Here is a 25,786-nt window from a genome sequence, read left to right on the forward strand (position 1 = left end):
ACAAGTTTGTAATCGATAACAATGGAAAATAAAAGAAAATATTGGATATTCGACAAATCCCAAAAAGAACTGGAAAAATACTGCATCATAAGCGGATTTAAAAAATACGGGGCTACTCAAGTCATGAAATGGATCTATCGCCGCAAAATATTCGATTTTGCCGAAATGACCGATCTTTCCAAATCTTTACGAAAAAAATTAGCTAATAATTTTTGCGCCGAAACCCCTAAAATAGTAGATACTAAATACGAAGAGGATTCTGATGGATATTCTAAAAAATATTTAATAAAACTTTTAGATGGCGAAACTATCGAATCCGTATTGATAAATTACAGAAATAGAAAAACTCTGTGTGTCTCATCTCAAATAGGATGCAGAATGGGATGTGTCTACTGCGAAACTTCAGGATTAGGATTTATCAGGAATTTAACCTCAGGAGAAATAATATCACAAATTTTGGTTATTGAAAATGATATAGAAAATAAAATTACAAATATTGTTTTTATGGGTATGGGCGAACCGTTAGATAACATAGTCGAAGTAGAAAAATCGCTTGATATTATATCTGACGCTAATTTTATTGCCGTGGCGCCGAGAAAGATAACGATTTCTACCTGCGGTATACTGAGTACATTGCCGAATATAGAAAATCATAAATATAAAATTGCTATATCTTTAAATGCAGCGGATAATATTACAAGAAGTAAAATTATGCCTATAAATAAAAAATTTCCAATTGAAAATATAGTCAGACTGATAAATAACAGGAAACCGTCTATACATAATAAAATAACGATAGAATATGTACTAATAAAGGATATAAACGACCACATAGAAAATACGAAGAAATTAATTAAAATGTTTTCTCCTTCAAAAGTTAAATTTAATTTAATACCGTTAAATAAAGAAAAAAAATCTATTTATTTAAAAGACCTCGAAACATCCGACAGTGACACTATAACAGATTTTAAATCTAAATTATTTAAAGCCGGATTTACAGTAACTATAAGATTCTCCAAGGCTCAATCTGTGAACGGAGGATGCGGACAGCTTAAAGCTGAAAAGATATATTCTCAATAAAACGGCTCTCAAAAAGTTTGCTCCCTGAGAGAGGAAAATTTTTTGAAATATCAATTATATTTCTTAACTCATTATCCCTTTCAAGTGATTCCGATACTATATATTTTTGGCAACCGAGAATGACTGAGTCGTTAATAAAATTTATTTTTTTTCCGTTAAAAGGAAAGATATCGATCAAGTCTATAATATCAGGCTTGATATGACTACCAAACGTTCCGGAAATGTATACGTCAAAATCGTCATTGTTTGAAATCTTAAATTTTTTCATAAGTATTTCCGATGCAGATTTGATAGCCGACTTTGCAAACTGAAACTGTCTTATGTCTTCCTGAAAAAACCTTATATTGTTTTTACCGTCAAAATATAAAACAACCTCGTTTTCATTGTGCCCTCTTTCCACAACGGAAAAACTTTCCGAATCTATTAGCTCTGGCGGCAAAATTCTACCGTTTTTATCTATAATGCCTCCTTTTAAAAGTTCATATATTAGACTCATTATTCCGCTTCCGCAGATTCCGATAGGAATAGAATCTTCTATAGTTTTAACTTTAAAAATACTGCCTTTAAGCGTGACTTCCGAGATTGCACCGCTCTTTGCTGTAACTCCAAACTTTATATTCCCACCCTCGAAAGTCGGTCCTGCAGGAGCCGAGGTAGTATATATTCTATTTTTATAACCTATAACTATTTCTACGTTGGTCCCGAAGTCTGCAAAAAAAACCGGTTTATCTCTTTTTAACATATCCAAATAATAGATTGATGCAACGGTATCCCCTCCAACAAAGCCATCTAAAACTGGAAAGATAAATAATTTCCTATTTTTCAGATAAAAATCTTTAAAATAATTAGTATTATTATAAAAAGAAACATCAGACTGCGATCTATATGGAGGCTTTGATAGAGAAAGTAGTGGATAACCGCATAACGCCATCTCCATAACAGTATTGCCTGCTATGATTATCTCCTTTATATCGTCGTAATCAAATCCTATCTCATTTTTATTTTCATCTATCAAGGCGTTTATCGTTGATATGGCTTTTTGCTGCAGTTTTCTAACGGAATTTTCATCTAAACCATTCTGGATTCGTTTTATCGAATCTAATCCAAATTCGGGATATTGAAAATTAAGGACGGTTTTGATAGGATAAGAGTGACCTCTTTCATCAATTATAAACGCTGCCACAGTTGTCGTGCCGAGATCAACCCCTATCGAATAATTCATAAAGTTATAGCTTGTATGATTTACAGTTTATCATAAAAAATTTATATAAATACTATTATCCGTATTTTTATCTAAAATTCTTCCTATTTCGTAAAGCGGCTCATTTTCATCGCTAAATAAGTTTTTCAAATCATTCATCTTGACCTCCGGTACAGCAAATATTAATCCGCCGGATGTTTCTGCCCCAAAAGCGAGCTGTAATAATATTTTATCAAATTCGCCCGTAACTGACACATATTTGCTAAAATATTCTCTATTACGTTTAGTTCCAGCGGGGTTAATGCCTTTATTTATTAGTTCCATCGTTCCGCTTATAACCGGAAGGGACGGCAAGTTTATTTCACAACATGTGTCACTTGCAATCATCATTTCGCTTAAATGACCCGCAAGCCCAAATCCCGTAATATCGGTCATAGCATTTGGAAATTTTGAAGAAACGGCCAATTCTGAAGCATACTTATTAAGTTTAGACATAGAAAGTTCAGCCTCATTCAGAGTATCTTGTTTAAGAAAATCCTTACATATGGCACTTACGACAAATCCCGTCCCTAATTTTTTGGTTAAGTATAAAATATCCCCCGGCTTCGCACCCTGATTAGAATAAATTTTATTTATATCACAAATACCAGTAACGCTTAATCCATATTTTATTTCTTTATCATCTATCGAATGCCCGCCCAAGAGTGCAACGCCCGCTTCCGTCATTTTATGCAATCCACCGAGAAGTATCTTGCTAAAAACTTCTTTTTCTATAACATTTATAGGGAAACAAGCAATATTCAATGCCGTTATAGGTTTTCCTCCCATCGCATAGACATCAGAAAGGGCATTCGCCGCGGCAATTTGTCCAAAAACATAAGGATCATCTACTACCGGAGTAAAAAAATCAACGGTTTGAATAAGACAAGTATCATCACTGATTTTATAAACGCCGGCATCATCCTTATATCCGAATCCGACTATAACATTATCACATTTCGGGACTGGTAATTTACCTATAATCTTTGAAAGGTCCTCCGGACCTATTTTGCATCCTCAGCCATGCGCACTTGTTAAACTGGTAAGCTTATATTTTTTAGACGTCATATAACTATTCTATTTTGGACTTGTATTTTTAGATTAAGGAATCTTACTGCCGACAATAAGATATTTAAGATCCTTATCGGTAAATTTAATGCCCCCGCCGATATAAAGAGACCTGTCGCTATTATTAAAAATATCATCGTATCCAGCATCTAAAAATAAATGTCGATAAAATGAATAAGATATACCCGCATTAACATACTCGTTAATACCGTTATTGTCCGCATTTAATCCAAATGCTCTCACATAAAGCTTGAGGTCCTTTCTCATATCCGGAACATAGTAATCTATTCCTGCCCCACCGGTAGAATATAATAAACCGGCAAGAAAAGTAAAATTATAAAAGTTTTTAGCTATTAAAGCATTAAATTTAACGTTGCTGGAATAAGTATATCGTGTCGTATCAGTGGTTACGCTCGATGGATAAAATTGCCCGGAGGGGGGGCTATTGGTTATTTGTGTGGTTGTTTGAGTCTCACCGTAAGTGTTACCGTAACCCATCGGTACCGATGCTACCCCTAACTCGTAATAGTGTCCCGGAGACGGCTGCAATTTAACGTTTATCTGAGAGATAGACTCCTTACTCTTGATAATATACCGCGAATCCATATTGACTTTAATTTGAAATTGGCTATAACCGCCCATTAATTTATTAATACCTTTCAAAGAACCGTTTAAGTTATCATACACAGAGCTTCTATTTATAAGTTTCCCTATGGTACCCTGACCGTTATTTACCTTGGAAGAAATATCGTATAACTGATTTAAGGTAAGCCTTAATTTTTTAGTACCGGCATTAATATTATTCAAACTGCTGTTTATATTATTTTTATTTTTAGCTACTATGTAATTCAAATTTTCCGAAAGACCTTTTATATTCTTAGTAATATCCGGAATCTCTTTTTTTAGATTATGAGATATCAAGTTAAAATTATGTATGGTTCTTGTTATAGCAGCATTGTTCCGTATTGTTAATCTGTTAATATGTTTTGAAATAGAAGCAAAATTAGACATAATAATATTAACATTTCGCTGATTCAGGTAAACAAGCCTATTCAAATTCCTTGAAAGTATAGCGATATTATAAAGTATAGTTTTTATATTCTTCTCCCCAGCCTTTGTTCCTATAGAATTTTTTAGCGACATAGTGACCTTCTCTAAATTATTTGCCGTTTTGGCAAATTTCATTATAAGTGTAGATATGTTCTGTGGGGTCATTTCGCTTCTAATAACTTCACTATCTAAATGTTTCTGCGGATGATACCCTATTTTACTGCTTGCGGGTGAAATAGAAATATAGCTCTCCCCCAGTAAATTCATTGACTTGATAGATGCAACGTATACGGGATAAACCTTATATTTAGAAAGTATCGTCATGTAGACCCTTGCCAAATTGTTTTCTAACTTGATATTTCTAACACTTCCGATTTTTATCCCCGCCATAGTAACAGAAGTTCCCTTGCCTATTCCATCTGCCGATTTAAAATAAGCTGAAATAGTATACGTCTCTGGCTTAAATATACGAATTTTTCCCACTTTAACAGAAAAATAAGCAAGTATAAGTAAAACAACTACCGTGAAAATACCTACTTTGGTTTCTTTATTGATATTCATAGTATAATAGGACCATTCATGCTACCGGATAAAAACTGGCTTACTATAGGATTCTTTGAATCCTTGAACTCTTCTGGCGTTCCGACCTCTATAATTTTTCCATTATAAAGCATCGCTATCTCATCGCCGGTTTTATAAGCCCCTTTTATATCATGACTTATTATTATTCCGGTAAATTTAAATTTGTTATGCATTGATACAACTAAACTATTTATAACATCAGACATAATCGGATCAAGCCCGGTAGTAGGCTCATCAAAAAGCATTATCTCCGGATTAAGTATTAGTGCCCTTGCAACGGCCACTCTCTTCCTCATTCCTCCGGAGATTTCAGAGGGCATTTTCGACTCATGTCCGTTTAAACCCACATCGTTAAGAATAGAATACACTTTATGGAGTATATCTTCCTCCGAAAGATTAAGGTGCTGCCTCAGAGGAAACGCTACATTTTCAAACACGCTAAGGGAATCAAAAAGTGCCCCATCCTGGAAAACCATTCCGAACTTTTTTCTTATTTCGTTAAGTTCCTTTTTTTTTAGAGTATTCATATCTATGCCATCTATTAAAACTCTTCCAGAATCAGGCTTTATTAAACCTATTATATGCTTAAGCATAACGCTCTTCCCGCCACCGCTTCTACCTATGATGACGGTTATTCTTTTTTCTTTGAATCTCATATTAAGATTATCAAGCACCTTTTTGCCATTAAAAGATTTTGATAATTGATACAATGTAATCATTGATAAAAATAATAATTAAAAGAGAATAGAAGTAAATAAATAATCTGCCAAAAGAATACAAATAGAACTCAACACTACAGCCTGAGTAGTAAATTTACCGATACCTTTGGCGCCGCCTGTTGTCTCGAACCCTTTAAACGTACTAATAGTAGCAAGTATAGCTCCAAAAAAAACAGATTTCAAAAGACCGCCGTATATATCGCTGAGATTAATATATTGATATATTTTTTCTATATAGGTAACATGATTAAGTCCGAGAAAATAAGCATAAACGACATAGCCTCCGATTATGCCAATTAAAGAACATAAAACAGCCATTATCGGAAGCATTATTATTGCGGCAAGAATACGCGGAACAGCAAGATAATAATATGGGTCTACCGCCATAACTTCAAGGGCATCTATCTGCTCGGTAACTTTCATCGTGCCTATCTCAGAAGCCATGGAAGAACCACATCTTGCGGTAATCATGAGGGCCGTTAAAACGGGACCAAGCTCCCTCGTCATAGCTAATGTGACTGTAGGACCTATCATGTAGGTAACACCTACAATTTTAGCCGCATAATACGCCTGAAGCGATAAAACCATGCCGGTAAAAAAACCCGTCAACCCGACTACGTAAAACGAATCCATACCGATAAAAATCATTTGTTCTATTAAGTTATTGAAATTTATGCGATATCGAGGTATGGAAAGAAGAGATTCCCCCATATAAATCACAATAGAACCTAAACCATTGATTGTTTTCAGTATAAATTTTCCGATACTTTCAAAAGGGTTAAGTATTGCGTCCATTTTAATTTATCACTACCGGTAAATTTGCCTATAATCTAATAAATATTTATATTATTCTCTACTTATCTAATTCCACATGCCAGTATGCATTATCTACTATGCTCAAGAAGGGCATCCACTCTTTATACATGATATTAGTAAGCGATATATGATAATACGGAGACCACCCTGGTTTTCTGGGCTTTCTTATAAGCTTCATTCCCGCCGCCTCCGGTGTTCTGCCACCCTTATCGCGATTACACGGGATACAACTGCATACCACGTTTTCCCAAGACGAAACGCCGCCGCGCATCCTCGGAATAACATGATCTAAATTTAAATCATTTTTTTTAAATTCCTTACCGCAATATTGGCATTTATTTTTATCTCTTAAAAATATGTTGGCTCTTGAAAATTTAACATATCTTCTCGGTAGCTTATCGTAATTAGTAAGAATTATCACACTTGGCACCCTTATTATCCTATTCACGAGTCCAATTGAATTACATCCATCAATAACGGAAAGACCTGCCCATGAATCAAAACTAAATGTTCTATAATTTTCATCCACGGCTTTGGCGATACCCTGATAAAAAAGAATAAATGCTCTTTTCAGGGAGGTTACGTGTACAGGTAAAAAGGATTTATTTAAAACAAGAACACTTGAAGATATCATAATTATTTACGACAATAAAATAATGATATAAAGCTAAATCCATTTAAATATTAATATTATTATACCAGCAAATGAAAAAATATAAAACTAAAAGTTCCTATATATCAATTATCGACAATCCATACAAAATATCTTTAAAATCTATATCTAATACGGTTCTCATGTCAAGCAAGAATTCTGCGTTTTTTATTTTTCCGATAATCGGAATATTCAAACCGCGGAAAATTTTGCTAAGATTATCAGCGCTCATCGTTTTATGCGTGATACTTAAAGCATAGGTCTTAAGCCCGTAATCCGGTAGAGCACCTCCGCCTACAATACTCAGATCCTCTAATATCTTAAAATTATATAAATTTTTATTTTTCCATTCAAATTTTTTAAGTTTATTTAAAAATTTCTTTGCCTTTTTCTTAATATCCTGTTCGGACTGAGCGATAAGGGAAAGCGTAGGTATCTTTTTGACCGCATTTTCCATATCTAAATACTCGAAGAGAGTCGCTTCTAATGAAGCTATGGTCATCTTATCTATCCTAAAAGCCCTATTTAAAGGGTTTGTCGCAAGCATGTCAATATATTTCTTCTTCCCGGCTATTATTCCGGCTTGGGGTCCGCCCAGCAATTTATCTCCGCTAAAAGTAACAACATCCATTCCTGCGTTTACAACCTCCTGAGCAGTGGGTTCGCAAGGAAGACCAAAGCGACTTAAATTTATAAAACTGCCGGAACCTAGATCCTCCATAACTGGTATCCTATATTTTTTTCCGATAGAAACAATATCCTTACTCGATAATTCATGTACAAAACCGATCATTCTAAAATTGCTTTGATGCACTTTCAGTAACAAAGCGGTATTTTCATTTATATTAGATTCATAATCTTCCGGCCTGGTCTTGTTAGTTGCTCCTACTTCGACTAAAACAGCTCCGGATGCTCTCATTATATCCGGTATCCTAAAAGAACCTCCTATTTCTACAAGTTCTCCTCTTGAAACTATGACCTCTTTCTTTCGCCCGGAACAGAATGACGATAATGCCATAAATACGGCAGCCGCATTATTATTTACGACTATAGCTTTCTCACATTTTATGATTTTTTTCAAAAGATACTCTATATGGGAATACCTTTTCCCTCTTTCGCCTTCGGCCAAATTAAATTCTAAGTTAGAATACGACGATGAAATTTTACTGATGTTATCAACCGCGCCCTTAGACAGTATTGAACGACCTAAATTTGTATGGACAACAACGCCGGTTCCGTTAATGACTCTTTTAAGACTGAAAGAAAAATCACTTAGATCTTCTTTAAGTTTTGCCGTAAAAAATTCGACGGTAATATAATAATCGTACGGTATCCCGGATTCATCATTCGAATCGATAGTGTTAAGAATTTCATTTTTTTTTAGTTTAATTAAGTCGCCTAACCTTTCTTTTATAAACTCATACGAAAACGATTCCGTAAGTCGAACGACCTCAGGATTTTTAAGTATAGTCTGCATACTTGGAAACTGCCTGAGTATATTATTTTTATTATTTCGCATCTTTAAATTATTTATTTAATTAATCAAATTGTCTCAAAAGATCTTAATCTTTTACCAGTATGAAAAGACAAAAAATCCCTTAAAAATATCGAACACTCTACTAAAATTTCCTCTTTTACCGCCAACTTATTTATTATTGATAAGTTTGACTCAGCCATTAAATTCGATAAATTTACAAAATTAACCGGTAACTTTTTAACTTCCAAGTATTTAAATTCATTACTTTTATCTTTAATACACGAATTGCAGACAACTCCGCCTTTATTTAAACTAAAACCGAAACTATTGCTAAGATTTTTTTCCGAACAAATAATGCAGTTATAAAAATTTGGAAATATGCCCATATATCGCAACAGGTTTGAAAGAAAAAAAATGTCGTATTTAATTAGTATGGCATTTATGGAAATATGCCCATATCCTGTAAATTTACCTTCATTATTTATATCTTCGATATTTAAATTATTAAGGCTCTTAAAAATATTCTTTATCAAATAAAAAATATTTTTATTATCATCTCTTTCCTGACATAAAATCCTTGGAATTTCAATAAGTTTAGTTAAAAATAAATAGATATTTATATTTTTTCTCAAATTCTTATAGTCTTCCACTAAGTCTACTTCATACAAAATATCCAAAGTCATTCCCGGCTTTTCATAAAATTTTATCTTGGTTAGCATTGCGGGTTCTAACTTACCAAGAAACCTTTTTCTGCTCTTTCTCGCATTATTGGCAAAACAGGTGATCTTTCCATAATCCTCGGTAATATAACTTAAAAGCATATCCGCTTCGTTTATTTTTTTTGCATATACGACAAACGCATTTGAAGAAAGCAATTTCATAAAAGAATAAAACCTTTATTTACCTGAGTTAAATATTATAAAGATTCCTATTATTATAACAAAAACACCGACCCATCTCTTTAAGTTTACCTTCTCGTTCAAAAATATTTTAGATAAAAGAACTACTATGATGTAACCGCTCGATAACATCGGATAGGCAATCGAAAGCGGAAGCATAGATAAAGCAAACAGATAAAAAATGGTTGCAAAAAGAAGCATTACGAGTGCACTAAATATAAAAGGATTAAAAAATACAAAAATAGACTTAACGCCTATTTTTAAATGTTCCTTTTTTATTCGGCCGGAACCAACTTTTTGTAAAATTTGACCTATCGAGTTAAATATGACGGCTAAACCCATAAATACGTAAGAAATCATATCCATGATAATATCCCTATGCAATACGACAATACTAAATAAATTATATTCAGTCTGTTAAATATGTAATATGTAGTCGTATTTTTATATTACATTATGTGCTTTTTGATTCTTGAAAGCTCTGTATAAGTAGATAAAATAAAAACTTTTTTATTGGAAGAGCCTTGCGACCTCCCTATTTTAATGATTTTTTTTAATGATTTCTTCAAATTATGCTCTATTGAAATAAGGCTCTTGTCTACGCCTGCCGTTTTTAACCTTATTGCCATATCAAACGGGCGAAGCCCTGTAATAACAATCTTTCCTATGTCTTTGATATATTTTTCAAACTCTACATCCCAAATCCATGAAACATCTCTTCCATCAGCATCCCTATCGGAAAATGCAAATAAAATATCTATAAAAGGCAAATCTTTATTGTACACGTCTGTTATTTTCTCCAAAACCCTGCTTAGTCCGGTAGGATTTTTAACGAGGTCAACGTTTATCTCTAAATCTCCTATATATTTCTTAAACGACCTGCCAAATTTTGTCTGAAAATTTTCAAATGAAGGTATTATGATATCATTTTTAATTTTATAATTCTTTAAAACCGAATAAGCAGCCAAATAATTTGCCATGTTGTAATCGCCGGACAATGTAGGTTTAAAATCAGAATCAGGTGCCCCATCCGTTTTTCTGTCATATTCAGCACCAATTTTATTCGATTTTATTATTATTTTTTCCCCCTTATATCCCGAAATATATATATCCGGTTCTATACTTGTAAAACCGCAGTTTTCACATTTAAACTTCAGTAAAAATACATTTTGATTAAAATCATTTCCGCTAAAAAGAATCTTTTTACAATAGGGACAAGTTAAAGCATCCGATGAGACAGCTCTCTCCGGACATTGTTTCTCTTTAAAAAATTCCCTTTTAAAGCCGTAATATATTTTGGGATTATTGATGCCGTAACCGGTCGACATCGCAAGCGGCTCAAAGGAAGGTAAAATAAGTATCGTATTGCCGGATAGGTTTTTTATGGCCCTTTTTATCTCAAAAACCGTTGTATTGATTTCCCCGTATCTATCCAATTGGTCTCTATAAAAATTTGTAATGACTACGACGTTAGGTATTAGTTTTGACGATAGATAAGGGAAAACCTTTTCATCTGCCTCAATAACGATAAAATCGGCATTAAATTGAAAATCCAATCCTAATAACCTATTTATCGTCGATAATCCGTATGAGCCAATAATAGCTCCGAACACACCGTTAGACATGTTGGCTCCATTTGAATTGGCGCATACATTTTTACCCGCTGCCATTAAGGTATCCGTAATAAGATTTGCCGTGGTTGTTTTTCCATTGGTTCCGGTCACAAAAATAACGGGAATGTCGTAAGAATGGATATATGAAGCAAAGTTGTCAAAGATATCTTTATCTATCTTTTTTAGAATATGAACGGGCAGAACATCCCCTTCCCTATTAAAAACATTGTTCAATATGTATTTTAAAAAAAAATATAATATAATTTCCGCTTTAATTTTTAATCTTAAAATCATAATAAATTAAATGAGTTATGATGTTTTCCTTTAAATATCAATAGGTTAATATTGATTAAAAATTAATCATTTTGATTAACTACCTAATTTTTTTATAAAAAATTTTTACATTAACAAGACTTTTACAAGAGAAATTCACAACGATTGTGAAATTGTCATAGAAACGTAACAAAAACGCAATGCAATTGTAACATTTCTCTATGAAACGGCAATAAATTGTCTTATCTTTTCAACAGCTTCCATTGCATTTTTGGCATAAATATCGGCATTTATAGATCTCGCATAATCTTCCGTTACAACAGCTCCGCCGACCATTGAAAATACTCTTAGGTCATGTTTCTTTAATTCAATTATAACGCGTTCCATCTCTATAACCGTGGTAGTCATTAAAGCTGAAAGTCCTACAAAATCCACTTTATTTTTTACGGCCTCATCAATTATTCTTTCGGTTTTCACATTCCTGCCTAGGTCTATAACTTGATAGCCGTTATTCTCCAAAAGCATAGTCACTATATTTTTCCCTATATCATGCACATCTCCTTCTACCGTAGCCATTAGTATCTTTGGTCCCGCAAGAGCATCGGTTTTAGGCAGTTCGCGTTTAATTCTATTAAATGCCTTTTTCATAGCCTCGGCGCTTTCCATAACCTGTGGAAGAAAATATATATTTTTATCAAAAAGCTTACCGACTTCTTCCAACGCGGGGATTAAATATTTACTTCCTATATTTAACGGCAATTCCCCGTCTGCTAAAAGTTTTTCCGCATATTGTTCTACATACTCATTTTCACCGTGAACTACAGCATCGTATAAGAGTTCACCAACAGATTTATCGGAGGCGGAATCAAGCCCTTTTTCTTTATTTTTATTTTCGGCATAGTCCTTGGCTTCATTAGAATATCTGTTTATGTAATTCTTGCAAAGATAATCCTTCCCCAAAAGTGCACTCATTGCATAAAGATTTGCCATCAAATAATCGTCCTCGGGATTTATTATAGATACGCTTAGCCCCTCTTTCAGACACAAAGATAGGAAAGATGAATTAATATACGACCTTTTTGGAAGACCAAATGATACGTTGCTAACTCCCAAAACGGTTGGAAGATTTAAAGATGTTTTATTTTTAGCAAGTGCCTCGATGGTTATTAAGGATTTTTCCTGTCCTGCACTTATAGGTAGCGTAAGAAAATCAATCATTATGTCATAAGGTTTTACGCCAAAATCCACAAGCTTTTGATATACCCTGTAAGCTGTTTTAAGCCTTTTTTCCGCGGTCTCCGGAATACCTTCGTCATCTAAAGCCAAAATTAATACACCCGCTCCATATTTTTTAATAAGAGGCATAACCTTCATAAGTTTTTTCTCTTCACCGCTTATAGAGTTTACGAGCGGCTTGCCTGAATACAACATAAGGGCCTCTTCCAGAACGGATGGATCGGAAGAATCAATAGAAACGGGTATATGAGCAACGCTTGTTATTGCAACTATTCCCTTTTTCATAGAATTTATTTCATCGGTACCCGGGACCCCTACGTTTATATCTAATACGTTAGCACCAGCCTCAACCTGTCTTAATGCAGTTTTTCTTATATAATTAGTTTTTCCGTTCTTAAGTTCCTCTATAAATGCTTTTTTGCCAGTAGGATTGATTCTTTCGCCTATAATAACGGGAGGATGATTATAACCGCATGGCACGAAATCCGTTCTTGACGTTAAAAATAGCCCGTTCTCCCTCTTTATGCCCTTCTCCGGCAAACCGTTTTTATTTATCTTATCTATTTCGCTTCTAAGCGCTTTTATGAAAGATTTGTCACTCCCGCAACATGCGGAAATTACCCTTACCCCTATTAACGCAAGCTCGGAAACCGACGAAACGAAATCTTCCGGCTTTCCGGGAAAGACGGTGTTCCCTCCTACTAATTTCGGTATCCCCGCATTCGGCTTAGAAATCAGCGGTACCTCCGTCACCGAAGCCATTTTCTTCAAAACTTCATAAATTCCTGCAGGACCTACGGAACAGTTCGCCCCTATTACGTCCGCCCCGAGGCTATCTGCCGTTATAGCAAAAACTTCCGGCGTAGTTCCGAGGATAGTTCTGAAAGTATCATCAAACGTCATCATCGCGATAATCGGCTTATCGCATAATTCTTTAACCGCAATAACAGCACTCCTTATCTCCTGCAAGTCTATCATAGTCTCGAGTTGAAAAATATCGGCACCGGCGTCTATCCCTGCTCTTATTTGTTCTTTGTATATCTCTATACTTTCCTTGAAGGTCATGTCTCCTACCGGATAAATAAATTTTCCAGTAGGTCCTATAGACATAGCAACAAGTACGGCACCTCCGGAAATTTCCTTAACAGACTTAACAGCATTAAAATTTACCTCATATAATTTGTCGGCAAGACCATATTCGGCTAATTTTATTTTATTGGCTCCAAACGTATTAGCGACTATTATTTCACTACCCGCATTAACATAATCCCTATGTATATCCTTTATATATCTTATTTTTTCGGAAATATTAAAACTTTCCGGAAGCAGACCTTTAGGAATGAGATTCTTGAGCTGAAGCATCGTCCCCATAGCACCGTCGGAAAGTATCAGTCTATTTTTCAATTCGGTTCTAAAATCGTTTATCATTATATTTGCACCTCCTGCAAGCTGACATCTTCTACAACGTGTATGTCCTCTATCCGTATATCTATGCCCAAAAACTTTTCGCCCAGATCCTTAAGTCGTCTCGTCCCATCGCTGACAAAGAATGATTCGCTTCCCATCTCTTTCCTATCTTTTAACATCCCATTTTCTCCCAAATAGCATTTAACTACCTTTGCAGTTTCTATACCGGAATCAATTATCTCTACGTTCATTCCCATTGCCTCTGATATAAAATTTTTAAGGATAGGATAATGCGTGCAGCCCAAAACTATACATGAAGGCTTTTTACTAACTATCGGATTTAAATAATAGCTTATTATGTTTCTTATTATTTCTTCATTGGAAAAATCTTCTTCGACTAAAGGGACAAAAAGGGGGCAGGCTTGTTCTATAATTTTAAATGTATGATTGATATATCCCTTATCTCCGTTTAAATGCTCTATTTCTCGATTTATAGCATTTGAATACGCCTTACTTTTAATCGTAGCCGATGTTCCTATTACAGCGATATTCTTTCCCGAAAATACCCGAACGGCTTTCTTGGCTCCCGGCCCTATAACGCCGAACACCGGAACAATCGCCCTCTCCCGTAAACTGTCTAATGCCAAACTTGACGAGGTATTACAAGCAACTATTACTATCTTGACTCTCTTGTTAATCAAAAATTCAAAAATTTCATTAGAATACCTCATAATGGTATTTTTTGATTTATTTCCATACGGAACCCTTGCAGTATCACCGAAATAAATCAAGTCTTCATATGGCAAAATTTTCCTTATTTCTTTAAAAACAGTTAAGCCTCCAAGACCTGAATCGAATATTCCTATAGGGAAATTATTAAATTTCATTATTTTTATAGAACTACCTGAATAATTATGATAAAATAATCACAGTAGATTTGTTAAATCTATTAGGTTATTATAAAGTAAAAATCATAAAAATAAAAATAAAAACGAGATGACGACAGAAAATAAATATATTAATAAAAGATTTGACGTTCTATCTGAAAAAAATATAGATATAGACGCTTTAGAAATTATTGATTTTCAATATCCGGAAAGTGGCACACTCGTAACGATAAAAACCAAGGAATTTACTTCTGTTTGCCCGTGGACAGGACTTCCCGACATGGCGGAACTTCTAATCACGTATCTACCCGCAAAAAAATTATTAGAAATGAAGTCTCTAAAATATTACCTGCTATCCTTCAGAAACGTAGGAATACTTCAAGAACATGCCGTAAACAGAATTATTGAAGACCTACGTAAAATACTTAAACCTAAATTTATGGAAATAGAGGCAAGATTTGAATCACGCGGCGGATTGGATACTATAGTCAAAACCAAGTATGAAGTTGGAAAATCTAAAAATATTTTATAAAAATCTTTTTAGATCGGCTATGTCTTTTCTTGCTCTCATTTCAAAATCATTATCAATTTCTATTCCATTTGCTCTTATAATTTCGTCAAGCGAAACATTATATTTTTTTTTTAGCGCGATATTAATGAGATAATCGCAAAAGATATAATTCTTCGGCAAAAAACTTCCATGCATATATGTACCGAAAAAATTGCCTGTCACTGCCCCTTCCGTTTTATTCTTTCCGTTATTTCCATACCCCTTGAGCACCGTCCCTAACGCTTTCTGTCCCCTTTCCAGGTAAGTTCTTCCCCCATGATTTTCGAATCCGACAAGAACCGTATTCTCCGCTTTAACGGCAATATTTCCAATTAATCTAAGCGTTTTAGATTCAGTATAACCCCTAAATACCGAAATTCCCTTAATCATTTTATTATCTAAGGATTTATAATAATCACACAATAATTGATAACCGCCGCATATTGCCAGCATTATTTTATCATTTTCCAAGGCTTTCATTAATACGCTTTTTTTATATTTTATAAAATCTTCATAAATTAAAGCCTGCTCCGCATCCTGCCCTCCGCCTATGAAGAATATATCCGCCATATCCATGTCTATTCTTTTTTCCGCTTCAAAAGAAACATCAAAAACTCTTAGATTTATCCCATAAACAGAGCACCTATATCTGAAATAGAAGGGGTTTCCCCTGTCTCCGTATATATTCATAATTTCCGGATATAAATCTATCGCGATTAATTCAAAGATTTTTTTCACTATTTTGCCTTACTATAACGTTAAGTTGAATAATTTTAGCCGATTTACAACATTTAACATTAATGCGTAAATATGTTATCATAATTTTTATCTATGTCTTTAATATCTGATTTAATCTCGAATAAGATTGAAGCGAACAAAAAAATCGGTCTTTATAGGGAAATCCCTAAAATAAACCCTGCGAGGCATGACTTTAAACCGCACTCGAATAAAAATATCATATTTAAATCTAAACACTACAAATATAATTTAAATTATAACACCGAATTTATTAATCTTGCAACAAACGATTATCTCGGGCTTTCTTCCGACGAAAGGATAAAAAATGCTATAAAAAAAGCCGTTAATACTTATGGAACATCAACATCGTCATCTTTTTTAATATATGGACATTCCGATATACACGCGAAACTTGAAAAAAAACTTTGCGAATTTAAAGGAAATTATGAAAATTGTATTTTATATCCATCCGGTTATCAGGCTAATATCGGAGTTATAAAGGCACTGTCGGATATATCGCCTTTAAAAACATTCATAGTATTCGACGAACTTTCGCATGCCTCTATTATAGATGGAATCTTAACATCCGGCGCTAAATTTAAGAGCTTTAAACATAATGATTTAAATTATCTGTCAAATATCCTATACAAGCATAGGGATTATGAGATAAAGATAGTAATAACCGAAGGTGTTTTCAGTATGGACGGGGATATATCTGATTTACGAGGTATTTTAAATATAGCTGAAGAATATGATGCAGTCAGCATAGTCGACGATGCACATGCAACCGGAACTATAGGGAATAAGGGCGGCGGCAGCGTCGATTTTCATGCGGTAAAACCCGACATCCTCATAGGTACACTTGGCAAGGCGTTGGCCTCTAGCGGCGCTTTTGTCCTTTCAAAGCGGTTAATAATAGAATATCTTATTAATTTTAGCAGGGCGTTCATATTCTCTACCGGCATGCCTCCTACATCGGCAGCAGCAAGTGTAGAAGCGATAGATATCATAAAAAAAAATCCAGAAATAATTAAAACCCTGCAAGATAATTCCAGATTTGCGCGTAATTATCTAAGGCAGTGCGGATTAAACATACTGAATTCTTCGACTCATATAATACCTGTGCTAATAGGAGACGAAAACAAGGCTATCTTAATCGAAAAAGAGCTATTGGAAGCGGGGATATATCTTAAGGCGATAAGATACCCTGCAGTTCCAAAAAAGAAAGCAAGATTGAGGCTTGGAATAAACACAAGTATAAATATTACCGATCTTGAAAATGCCTTAAAAATTTTAGTAAATACATATGATAAACAAACATAGAGTTAAAACAAATTTTTCTAATGCTAAAGATTATGATAATTTTACATCGTATCACAATCTTACTCTTAAAATGATATCTCAAACGATAAGAAGTTTTTTTGATACCCAAAAATATATGAAGAACATATTGGATATAGGCTGCGGAACGGCACAGGGATATTTCGCTCTTGAACGTGTCATGTCGAACGACTGTTTTAATTATTTTGGGCTGGATTTCGCTACGGGGTTATTGAATGAGGCAAAAAGAAAGTTTAATAGTAAGAATGATACAAACAACGCATACTTGATCTGCGGCGATGCAGAGTCTTTGCCTTTAAAATGCAAAAAGTTCGATGTAATATTTTCCAATATGGCGTTGCACTGGCTGAACCAGCACAATATAGAAGACTTCTTAAATCAATGCAAGGCATCCCTAAGAGACGACGGCATTATTATTTTATCTTTTTTAATATCTGGAACATTGAGAGAATTAGCAGAATGCCTTAAAAATACGGCAAACAATTCCATAAAACTTCATGTGTTTCCGGAATTGAAATTTATTAACGAAAAAATTAATGGGACGGAATTAAAAATAGAATATTCTAAAACATTCGAATATGTCGAAACTGCAGAATCCCCGATACGACTATTAAAAAGAATGAGCATGCTCGGCGCAAAAAACACTGTTAATAAAAAAACACCCGACACGCGATCATTAAGACGGATGCTTCTACATTACGATAAGCATTATCGTTATAATAACGGGAAGGCATACTGTACATATAAAATTGCATACATAGTACTTAAAAAAAATACGAAAACCCTGAATAAAGAACAAGACTAACCACTATCCAGGGTTAAATTTAAAACCGTAAATTTCAATTTGACTACACTACATCTTGTCTCTTCTATTTATTTAACCAAAACAAAATGATCTCTTCTGTTTCTTGCATAACACACCCTGCCATGCGTTCCGCATAATGGTTTTTCTTTTCCGTAGCTAATTGTTTTGAGTCTGACATTCGCAACGCCTAAATCCTCAAGATATGCCTTTGCTGCATTCGCTCTTCTCCACCCGAGCGCAAGATTGTAAGCCTCAGAACCCCTTCTGTCGCAATTTCCTTGAATCTGAATAATTACATTGGGGTTATACCGAAGATAAACTGCATCTTTTTTAAGAACAATCTTATCTAACGGCGTAAGAATAGACTTGTTGAAAGCAAAATGGATATTGTTAAGGTTATCCTGGATGTCATAATTCGCAAGCCACGGATATTCCTTTACATAGGAAGGTACCTGCTTTGAAACCTTAGGCATGGGTTTCACGGCTTGCTTCATGACTACTACCGGTTTTTTTACGGGCGGCAAGGCACTCGAAGTTTTTTTGACAATAGTGGGGGCACAACCGGAAAGAACTGCAGAAATGCCAAAAACCACACCGAGAATAGACAGCCCGATCTTCGCTTTTTTGTTCATCGTAAACTCTCTCCTTAATTAAATTAATTTAATTAAACTTTTAAAATAGTATCATAAGGTCTACTTCATTGTTAGTTAATATATATATCATTATTAAAAAAAAAATCAATATATTTTTTCATGAGGTCAGTCAAATTTGAAAATTAGATAATCATATGATATAGTTTAAAAAAGGATAGTTTTATGCAAATAAGATTTTGACCTATAAAAACACATAAAGATAGAATAGACCCGATCAAGATTATGGGTTTATACAATATGGATTCCTATAATAATAAAAAACACATAAATAACTATTTTTACGCACAATGGCATTTTATAGATTCTTGCAACCTGCGATGCATCCACTGCTATCAGGATGACTATGCCTATAAAAATATAGATTTTAACATCCTTAACTCTATATTTTTCAAATTAGATGCCGCTATGTCTAAATGGAAAATGAAATGTTTTATTTCGCTTTCAGGCGGAGAACCATTTTTGAAACCGGAGGGTCTTTTTTATCTCATAGACATGATAGAACAATCAGATAATTTTAAAAACATCGCTATACTTACGAACGGCACATTAATCGATGACGATACGATTATTAAACTAAAAAAACACAAAAAGATATCTGAGATCCAGGTGTCATTAGACGGTCACAATGAAGAAACACATGATAAAATAAGGGGTGCCGGAACATTTTTGAAAGCGATTAAATCTATCAAAAGGCTAAAAAATGCAGGGATAAAAACATCAATTATGTTTACGCTACATGATAAAAATAAAGATTCTGCCGCAAATATGCCGAAACTTGCCGCTTCATTAAATATAGATATGCTGACGGTAGAACGAATGACAACCATGACAAAAACTGAAGAGCAAGATTTTTTTATTGAGGCATCGGAATTAAAAGCAATTTATTCAAATGTATATAATGAAGCAAAGAAAGAGTTTTCCGATAAAGACACTAAACTTTCTACTTCAAGACCCTTATGGAATTTAATAGACGAAAACTTAGGCGGTTATTGTCCTGTTGGGCTCTCTTCAATATGTATATTACACGACGGAACCTTACTTCCCTGCCGCAGACTCTACTTGCCAATCGGCAACATTCTGACTGACGGTCTCTTTAAAGTTTGGTATAATTCCGATATTTTATGGCAAATGAGAAAGAAAAACGATAAAAATGAATGCTTCGCTTGTTCTCACAGTGAAAGATGCGGCGGATGTAAAGCTATAAGCTATTATCACAATAATCAAGATTTAAGTTCTAAAGATCCGCAATGCTGGATATAATATTACGCAACTGTTTGATACGTAAGCCGTAACCGAAATCGTAAACAAGGAGAATATATAATGCTGATGCTTTCAAATACGGTAAGTATAAAACATGAAGAAGAAAATTACATGCTTTTCGATAATTCTAATGGAAATATTTATAAGATAAATGAGGTATCACATAAAATATTATTGTTATGTGACGGAGAAAACTCAAATGAAGATATCATCCTAAGTTTAACAAATGAATTTGACGTTGCAAGGGCAGATGTAAAAAAAGATTTTAACGACCTAATAAAAATACTCTTGAATAAACAATATATTTATGATAACGATAATTAAAAAGGAGGTGAAATCTATGAAAAAGATTTACAAGACACCGTCAATTCAAGAAATTTCGGCAGAAGAATTTTACAATATGTTAACAAATGACAATAATGCAAAAGGTTCTTGCTATTCTTGTAAGGGTTGCAAGTAGACACAGTTAAATACTATCACATATTATCCATAGCCCTTCTTTCGTATATCTTGATGGAAAAGGGGTTATGGATTTTATTGAAATTATTTATATTTTCTGATATAAATATACATATATGGAATACAAAGATTATTACAAGATACTTGGCGTAGATAAAAATGCTTCCGGAGATACAATAAAGAAGTCATATAGAAAACTGGCAAGAAAGTATCACCCCGACGTTAATCCTAACAATAAAACAGCAGAATCCAAATTTAAAGAGCTACAGGAAGCGTACGACGTCCTTAAGGATAAAAAGAAACGCAGAGAATACGATGAATTAGGAACCAACTATTCTAACTTTAAAAATTCCGGGGCCGGAGGAAGTCGTTCGCAGGGTGGATATTACCAAGGCTATTCCGGTGGGGGCGCGAACTTTAACTTTGAAGATATATTTTCGGATCTTTTTAACAGGTCGGAAAAAAAACAGGGACAAATGAAAGGAAACGACCTGATCGCTTCTATTAAGATATCTGTCATTGAAAGCGTTAAAGGAACCGAAAGAATCATAGATATAAATGGAGAAAGGATAAAAATAAAAATACCGTCCGGTATTTCCGATGGCGGAAAAATAAAAGTTTCGGGAAAAGGTTCTCCCGGCATAAACGGCGGCGCTAACGGCAATTTATATATAACCATAACTATCTTAGGCGATAACATATTGGAAAGAAAAGGTAATGATATTTATATAAATAAAAAAATAAAATTAACCGAAGCCATTCTTGGGGCAAAAGTAGAAGTTTCCGCAATAGAGGGAAAGTTTATGCTTAAAATCCCCCCCGGAACTCAAAACGGAACTAAATTCCGTATCTCTAAGAAGGGTGCAACAGACGTTTCCGGAAAAAGACGGGGTGACTTGATAGTTACGGTACAAGTTGATATTCCTTCTAACGTTTCGGATAAAACTAAAAAAATATTTATGGAACTTTCTAAAGAAGGATTTTAAAAGAGGGGTTTATTATTTATCATGGATTGTTGTATTAACCTTGCAAGTTTTTGCAATAAAATTAACTTGGATAATGAATCCGTAATGTTTTTCGTTTACGAAGGTGTGATTACCGTAGAACGGCAGGAAAACGAGTTTTATATTGACGATAAAACCGCAGATATACTCAGGTTTATTTCCGAGATTAAAAATGATCTTGGGGTCAATGACGAAGGGGTATCCGTGATAATAGGCTTGAGAAAAAGAATTATAGATTATCAGAATAAAATTAAAATTATGTTTGATATAATCGATAATTCTAAAAGTATTGATGAGCTTATTTCTATGCTTAAAAATAACAAAGCTTTCAACGAAACCGAAGACAATGACAACGGCAGTATCTAATGATTTAACAAATATTAAAAATTAAACAAATTAATATAACTATATAATGTCCTCACTGACGGTCCGTATAAAAAATTTAATCGATAACGGAGTAGAACTCCCAGATGATATTCTTTTGTCTATTTATGAACTCTCTGGATCCCCCGTTTTAGAACTTTTTTCTTTAGCCCTCGAACTTAAAGAAAAATATACTGGAAAAAGGGTCAATTTTTGTTCCATTGTTAGTGCAAAAACCGGAATATGTTCCGAAGATTGTGCATTTTGTGGTCAATCAATAATTGCCGGTAAAGAGGAGAAGAAAACAAAAATAAATAGACTTCTATCGGTTTCAGAAATAGTCAAAGCTGCAAAAATAGCCAAGAATAACGGCGCAAATGAATTTTCTATTGTAACGAGCGGAACTTCCATAAATGACAAAAACGAACTTGAAATAATTGCCGATGCGGTTAAACATATAAAGGAAGAGGTAGGGATCGTCCCTTGTGCATCCCTCGGACTCATGAAGTATGAACATTTATTATTTTTAAAGAACTGCGGCCTTGCAATATTTCATCATAACATTGAGACAAGCAGCAATTATTTTCCTAAAATTTGTTCTACTCACTCTTTTGCCGACAATGTGGAGACCGTTAAATCTGCAAAACGAGCCGGACTCAAGATATGTTCCGGAGTAATAATAGGAATGGGTGAATCTAAACATGATAGGATAAATATGGCTAAGGAAATAAAGGAATTAGATGCAGACAACATTCCGGTAAATTTCCTAAATCCGATAAAAGGTACTCTGCTTGAAAATACCGATGCATTAACACCAATGGAATGCCTTAAGACCCTTGCAATATTTAGGCTTGTCAATCCGAAGAAGAACATCCTCGCACAGGGAGGCAGAGAACACAATCTCCGCCAACTTCAACCCCTCGCCTTAATGGCTGGAGCAAACGGACTACTCCTCGGCAATTATCTGCTTACCTCCGGAAGAAATCCGGAACTTGACATAGAATTAACAAATGATTTAGGATTAGAACATGCCGAATATGCAGAATAAAAAAGCGCTGGGCGTTGACTTCGGTTTAAAGAAGATAGGTCTTTCTTTGAGCGATGATACTCAAACTATTGCGTTTCCATTTAAATATATACATAATGACTCATTAAAAGGAGCCATTTATAAACTGAAAGAGATTATAGACCTTGAAAATATCGGGTTAATAGTTGTCGGGATGCCTATCGGCCTAAAAGGAAAACAAACGAAAATATCCATTAATATCGATAAATTTATTAAAGAATTGAAAAATGCAATCAATGGATTGGGCAACGAAACCGACGATGAAAAAATTACCATAACAATTTATGACGAGAGATTTTCCACTCTTCAGGCGCAAAAAAGCCTCATAAGTCAAAACGTTAAAAGAAAAAAAAGGAAGGAAATAATAGATTCGGTTGCTTCGGCGCTTATTTTACAATCATATCTAGATAGGAACAAGAATTAAATAACTTTATAATTTATTTATATCGTATGATTATAATACTATAACGTTTTTGATTCATATTTATCTTTAACTTAAAAAAATATTAAATGTTATGTAATGTGCTATTTCGATCACATACTTTATAAGCGAACCAAAAAGATAGCATTTATTCTAAAAATTATTATTCCCATAACCGTTGTCGGTTATCTTTTTTTATTCACATTTACCCCGCGATCATATATCCATAAAAAACCTGAACTTATTACCATAAAACAAGGGAATTCTCTAAGAGAGATAACATACAGACTTTATCAGAAAAAACTCATAACCAATCCATATTTATTTTATTTTATCGGCTTTATCAGCGGTTATTCTGAATATATAGAGGCAGGCACGTACTATGTTTCTGTCAACCAGCCCCCTGCCTCTATATATCATGAATTCGTAAACGGCAGGGTTGCCTCGGTTAAAGTAACCGTTCCGCCAGGTTTGAATATCTTCCAAATAGCTGAAATTCTGGCGAAAAATAGAATAACCGGCAAAAAATTATTCTTAAAAGAATGCTTTGATAGAAAACTTCTTTTAAGCATAGGGATAGATGAAAAAGACGTTGAGGGCTTTTTATATCCGAATACGTATATTTTTAAGATTGATTCTAATCCGGCAAAAATCATTAAAGAAATGGTAATGGAGTTTGACATAAAAACTAAAAATTTAAAACTCGGCTATAAAAATCTGATAATAGCGTCTATAATAACTAAAGAAGTAAATGAAAACTCTAAGAAAAATATGCGATTAGTTTCATCCGTAATTCACAATAGGCTTAAAATTAATATGCCCCTTGATATCGACTCAACCTCTATTTATGCCATAAACCTGTTTGCGTACAAAAAATATATAAAAACGAAAAGAAACGGAAACTTTAATCCGGCTTTAAATATGAATAGTGCTTATCTCAAAATAAAATCCCCTTACAATACATACTCAAATTACGGTCTTCCGCCCACGCCTATTGCAAACCCGAATATTTCCGCTATTAAGGCTGCCGCTAATCCTGCTAAGACTCGATATTTATATTATATCTCCACGAAACACGGAAAGACGATATTCGCGAACAACCTTACCGAACAAGTAAAAAATATTAACGAATATCTAAAATAATGATTTAATATTGAAATCTATCCGGCGTTAAAATTTAATTAATTGTTATTTATTTTTAAACATTCTGCTATATTCTTAGTTCTTGATTTTTTTTATTTATAATGATAATATCTCAAATATCTAATATAATATTAAAAAATAAAATTAAAGGAGGGTTGTTAAGATGTATTACAAAAATCATAGCTTTGTTTTTGGACTTTTTCAAGGTCACAATGGCGTCTCTTCGAAATTTTCAAAAATTAGGCTTAAAATTATTGCTCTTCTTTTGTTTTTGTCGTTACCTATTTTTATTTTTTCCGGATGCGCTACGACCGCCGGTTCTACAACGTCTGCCAGCGGTTTGTCTTCAAACGGAGTGACATTGAGCACAAAAATGAGTTCTAGCATATTCTTGCAACCTGTCGCCCCTAATGACAAAATCATATACGTAAGCGCAAGGAACACTTCCACGGCTACCAGACTTAACTTTAAACAGGAACTCATCTCCTATTTAATCAATGAAGGTTATACTATCACTAATGATCCCAGAAAGGCAAACTTTATGCTTATGTCTAACGTTCTTTACATAGGAAAAAAGACAAAATCATACACAATGACAGGCGCTCTCGCAGGGGGGTTTGGCGGTGCATTGATCGGCTCAAGATATAATTCTGCTACCGGAGTTATCGCAGGCGGATTGGTAGGTGGACTAATAGGCGCTGCTATCGGCTCTGCTTTTAGAAGCAAAGCATACATTATGGTAGTCGATATTCAATTAGAACAAAGGCGAAAAGGCTCATATATGACAAACAGGACTTCTACGAGTGAAGGACTGGGGAATTCCACTACAACGTATAATGCTGGAGTAAGGAATTGGGCAATATACAGGGATAGAATAGTTTCTCAGGCAAAAGCGATGAACTTAGTATTCAGCACTGCAGAACCTCTATTAAAAAAGCAGATTGCTCATTCTATTGCAAATCTGATGCCCTAACATCTACGACA

At 34.2% G+C, this 25,786-nt stretch carries 27 protein-coding genes; 12 read left to right on the forward strand and 15 right to left on the reverse strand.

Annotated elements, in window-relative coordinates; genetic code table 11:
- The first annotated feature begins 21 nt into the window (after positions 1-21).
- A complete protein-coding gene (rlmN, locus tag ACMCNP_RS01310; RefSeq protein ID WP_419312751.1) occupies positions 22-1,080 on the forward strand; it encodes a dual-specificity RNA methyltransferase RlmN in 1,059 nt (352 codons plus the stop codon).
- Here the strand turns inward: rlmN and ACMCNP_RS01315 are convergent.
- From ACMCNP_RS01315 to murI, 12 genes are all read right to left on the reverse strand, one after another.
- Positions 1,052-2,302: an ASKHA domain-containing protein gene (locus tag ACMCNP_RS01315; RefSeq protein ID WP_419312755.1), complete on the reverse strand. Its 1,251-nt coding sequence runs from the start codon at positions 2,300-2,302 to the stop codon at positions 1,052-1,054. The genes rlmN and ACMCNP_RS01315 overlap by 29 nt on opposite strands.
- 30 nt (positions 2,303-2,332) lie before the next feature.
- On the reverse strand, positions 2,333-3,328 hold the full coding sequence (gene selD, locus ACMCNP_RS01320) for a selenide, water dikinase SelD (protein WP_419314336.1): 996 nt from the start codon (positions 3,326-3,328) through the stop codon (positions 2,333-2,335).
- A 93-nt stretch (positions 3,329-3,421) separates the two neighbouring features.
- A complete protein-coding gene (locus tag ACMCNP_RS01325) occupies positions 3,422-4,999 on the reverse strand; it encodes an MlaD family protein (protein WP_419312758.1) in 1,578 nt (525 codons plus the stop codon).
- Positions 4,996-5,739 (reverse strand): ABC transporter ATP-binding protein, encoded by a 744-nt coding sequence (locus ACMCNP_RS01330; protein WP_419312761.1) that lies wholly within the window; start codon positions 5,737-5,739, stop codon positions 4,996-4,998. Before ACMCNP_RS01330 ends, ACMCNP_RS01325 begins: the two co-directional genes overlap by 4 nt.
- 15 nt (positions 5,740-5,754) lie before the next feature.
- The gene (locus tag ACMCNP_RS01335) at positions 5,755-6,534 is read right to left on the reverse strand and encodes an MlaE family ABC transporter permease (protein ID WP_419312764.1); all 780 of its coding nucleotides are present in this window, start codon (positions 6,532-6,534) and stop codon (positions 5,755-5,757) included.
- A gap of 58 nt (positions 6,535-6,592) precedes the next feature.
- Positions 6,593-7,189, reverse strand: a complete 597-nt coding sequence (locus tag ACMCNP_RS01340; protein WP_419312767.1) for an HNH endonuclease — start codon at positions 7,187-7,189, stop codon at positions 6,593-6,595.
- A gap of 97 nt (positions 7,190-7,286) precedes the next feature.
- On the reverse strand, positions 7,287-8,726 hold the full coding sequence (gene selA, locus ACMCNP_RS01345; RefSeq protein WP_419312769.1) for an L-seryl-tRNA(Sec) selenium transferase: 1,440 nt from the start codon (positions 8,724-8,726) through the stop codon (positions 7,287-7,289).
- 23 nt (positions 8,727-8,749) lie between these two features.
- Positions 8,750-9,565, reverse strand: coding sequence for a DNA repair protein RecO (gene recO / locus ACMCNP_RS01350; RefSeq protein ID WP_419312771.1), 816 nt, complete (start codon positions 9,563-9,565; stop codon positions 8,750-8,752).
- A gap of 15 nt (positions 9,566-9,580) precedes the next feature.
- On the reverse strand, positions 9,581-9,949 hold the full coding sequence (locus ACMCNP_RS01355) for an EamA family transporter (RefSeq protein WP_419312774.1): 369 nt from the start codon (positions 9,947-9,949) through the stop codon (positions 9,581-9,583).
- Between the two features lie 83 nt (positions 9,950-10,032).
- Complete coding sequence (locus tag ACMCNP_RS01360) at positions 10,033-11,490, reverse strand: MurT ligase domain-containing protein (protein WP_419312777.1); 1,458 nt, start codon at positions 11,488-11,490, stop codon at positions 10,033-10,035.
- Positions 11,491-11,688: 198 nt separating this feature from the next.
- A complete protein-coding gene (locus ACMCNP_RS01365) occupies positions 11,689-14,133 on the reverse strand; it encodes a homocysteine S-methyltransferase family protein (RefSeq protein ID WP_419312780.1) in 2,445 nt (814 codons plus the stop codon).
- Positions 14,133-14,999, reverse strand: coding sequence for a glutamate racemase (gene murI, locus ACMCNP_RS01370; RefSeq protein ID WP_419312783.1), 867 nt, complete (start codon positions 14,997-14,999; stop codon positions 14,133-14,135). Before murI ends, ACMCNP_RS01365 begins: the two co-directional genes overlap by 1 nt.
- 109 nt (positions 15,000-15,108) lie before the next feature.
- On the opposite strand from murI, the gene queF reads away from it, so the two are divergent.
- Entirely contained in the window at positions 15,109-15,531 is a 423-nt protein-coding gene (queF, locus tag ACMCNP_RS01375; RefSeq protein ID WP_419312786.1) for a preQ(1) synthase, read from the forward strand.
- Here the strand turns inward: queF and ACMCNP_RS01380 are convergent.
- The gene (locus ACMCNP_RS01380; protein ID WP_419312788.1) at positions 15,526-16,287 is read right to left on the reverse strand and encodes a type 1 glutamine amidotransferase; all 762 of its coding nucleotides are present in this window, start codon (positions 16,285-16,287) and stop codon (positions 15,526-15,528) included. The genes queF and ACMCNP_RS01380 overlap by 6 nt on opposite strands.
- 93 nt (positions 16,288-16,380) lie before the next feature.
- On the opposite strand from ACMCNP_RS01380, the gene ACMCNP_RS01385 reads away from it, so the two are divergent.
- Both ACMCNP_RS01385 and ACMCNP_RS01390 read left to right on the forward strand, forming a co-directional pair.
- Positions 16,381-17,610 carry an aminotransferase class I/II-fold pyridoxal phosphate-dependent enzyme gene (locus ACMCNP_RS01385; RefSeq protein ID WP_419312791.1) on the forward strand — a complete coding sequence of 410 codons (1,230 nt, stop codon included), beginning with the start codon at positions 16,381-16,383 and terminating at the stop codon, positions 17,608-17,610.
- Positions 17,594-18,433 carry a methyltransferase domain-containing protein gene (locus ACMCNP_RS01390; protein WP_419312794.1) on the forward strand — a complete coding sequence of 280 codons (840 nt, stop codon included), beginning with the start codon at positions 17,594-17,596 and terminating at the stop codon, positions 18,431-18,433. The genes ACMCNP_RS01385 and ACMCNP_RS01390 overlap by 17 nt, the downstream gene beginning before the upstream one ends.
- A gap of 68 nt (positions 18,434-18,501) precedes the next feature.
- Here the strand turns inward: ACMCNP_RS01390 and ACMCNP_RS01395 are convergent, their stop codons facing one another.
- The gene (locus ACMCNP_RS01395) at positions 18,502-19,065 is read right to left on the reverse strand and encodes an OmpA family protein (RefSeq protein ID WP_419312796.1); all 564 of its coding nucleotides are present in this window, start codon (positions 19,063-19,065) and stop codon (positions 18,502-18,504) included.
- A gap of 258 nt (positions 19,066-19,323) precedes the next feature.
- Here ACMCNP_RS01395 and ACMCNP_RS01400 point away from each other — a divergent pair, with 258 nt between their 5' ends.
- The 7 genes from ACMCNP_RS01400 to mltG all read left to right on the forward strand — a co-directional run bounded on the left by ACMCNP_RS01400 (position 19,324) and on the right by mltG (position 24,802).
- Positions 19,324-20,346: a radical SAM protein gene (locus ACMCNP_RS01400; RefSeq protein WP_419312800.1), complete on the forward strand. Its 1,023-nt coding sequence runs from the start codon at positions 19,324-19,326 to the stop codon at positions 20,344-20,346.
- A 60-nt stretch (positions 20,347-20,406) separates the two neighbouring features.
- Positions 20,407-20,670, forward strand: coding sequence for a PqqD family protein (locus ACMCNP_RS01405; RefSeq protein WP_419312802.1), 264 nt, complete (start codon positions 20,407-20,409; stop codon positions 20,668-20,670).
- 251 nt (positions 20,671-20,921) lie between these two features.
- Positions 20,922-21,791, forward strand: a complete 870-nt coding sequence (locus ACMCNP_RS01410) for a DnaJ C-terminal domain-containing protein (RefSeq protein ID WP_419312804.1) — start codon at positions 20,922-20,924, stop codon at positions 21,789-21,791.
- A 21-nt stretch (positions 21,792-21,812) separates the two neighbouring features.
- The gene (locus ACMCNP_RS01415) at positions 21,813-22,175 is read left to right on the forward strand and encodes a chaperone modulator CbpM (RefSeq protein WP_419312807.1); all 363 of its coding nucleotides are present in this window, start codon (positions 21,813-21,815) and stop codon (positions 22,173-22,175) included.
- Between the two features lie 46 nt (positions 22,176-22,221).
- A complete protein-coding gene (gene bioB, locus ACMCNP_RS01420; RefSeq protein ID WP_419312809.1) occupies positions 22,222-23,220 on the forward strand; it encodes a biotin synthase BioB in 999 nt (332 codons plus the stop codon).
- Entirely contained in the window at positions 23,210-23,662 is a 453-nt protein-coding gene (ruvX, locus tag ACMCNP_RS01425; protein ID WP_419312812.1) for a Holliday junction resolvase RuvX, read from the forward strand. Before bioB ends, ruvX begins: the two co-directional genes overlap by 11 nt.
- A 96-nt stretch (positions 23,663-23,758) precedes the next feature.
- Positions 23,759-24,802 carry an endolytic transglycosylase MltG gene (gene mltG / locus ACMCNP_RS01430; protein ID WP_419312815.1) on the forward strand — a complete coding sequence of 348 codons (1,044 nt, stop codon included), beginning with the start codon at positions 23,759-23,761 and terminating at the stop codon, positions 24,800-24,802.
- A 207-nt stretch (positions 24,803-25,009) separates the two neighbouring features.
- Here mltG and ACMCNP_RS01435 read toward each other — a convergent pair whose 3' ends face one another.
- Positions 25,010-25,189: a hypothetical protein gene (locus tag ACMCNP_RS01435; protein ID WP_419312817.1), complete on the reverse strand. Its 180-nt coding sequence runs from the start codon at positions 25,187-25,189 to the stop codon at positions 25,010-25,012.
- On the opposite strand from ACMCNP_RS01435, the gene ACMCNP_RS01440 reads away from it, so the two are divergent.
- A complete protein-coding gene (locus ACMCNP_RS01440) occupies positions 25,176-25,775 on the forward strand; it encodes a complement resistance protein TraT (protein WP_419312819.1) in 600 nt (199 codons plus the stop codon). The genes ACMCNP_RS01435 and ACMCNP_RS01440 overlap by 14 nt on opposite strands.
- Positions 25,776-25,786 lie beyond the last annotated feature (11 nt).

The organism is Candidatus Acidulodesulfobacterium sp. H_13, from assembly GCF_048541835.1.
GTDB lineage: Bacteria > SZUA-79 > SZUA-79 > Acidulodesulfobacterales > Acidulodesulfobacteraceae > QIJE01.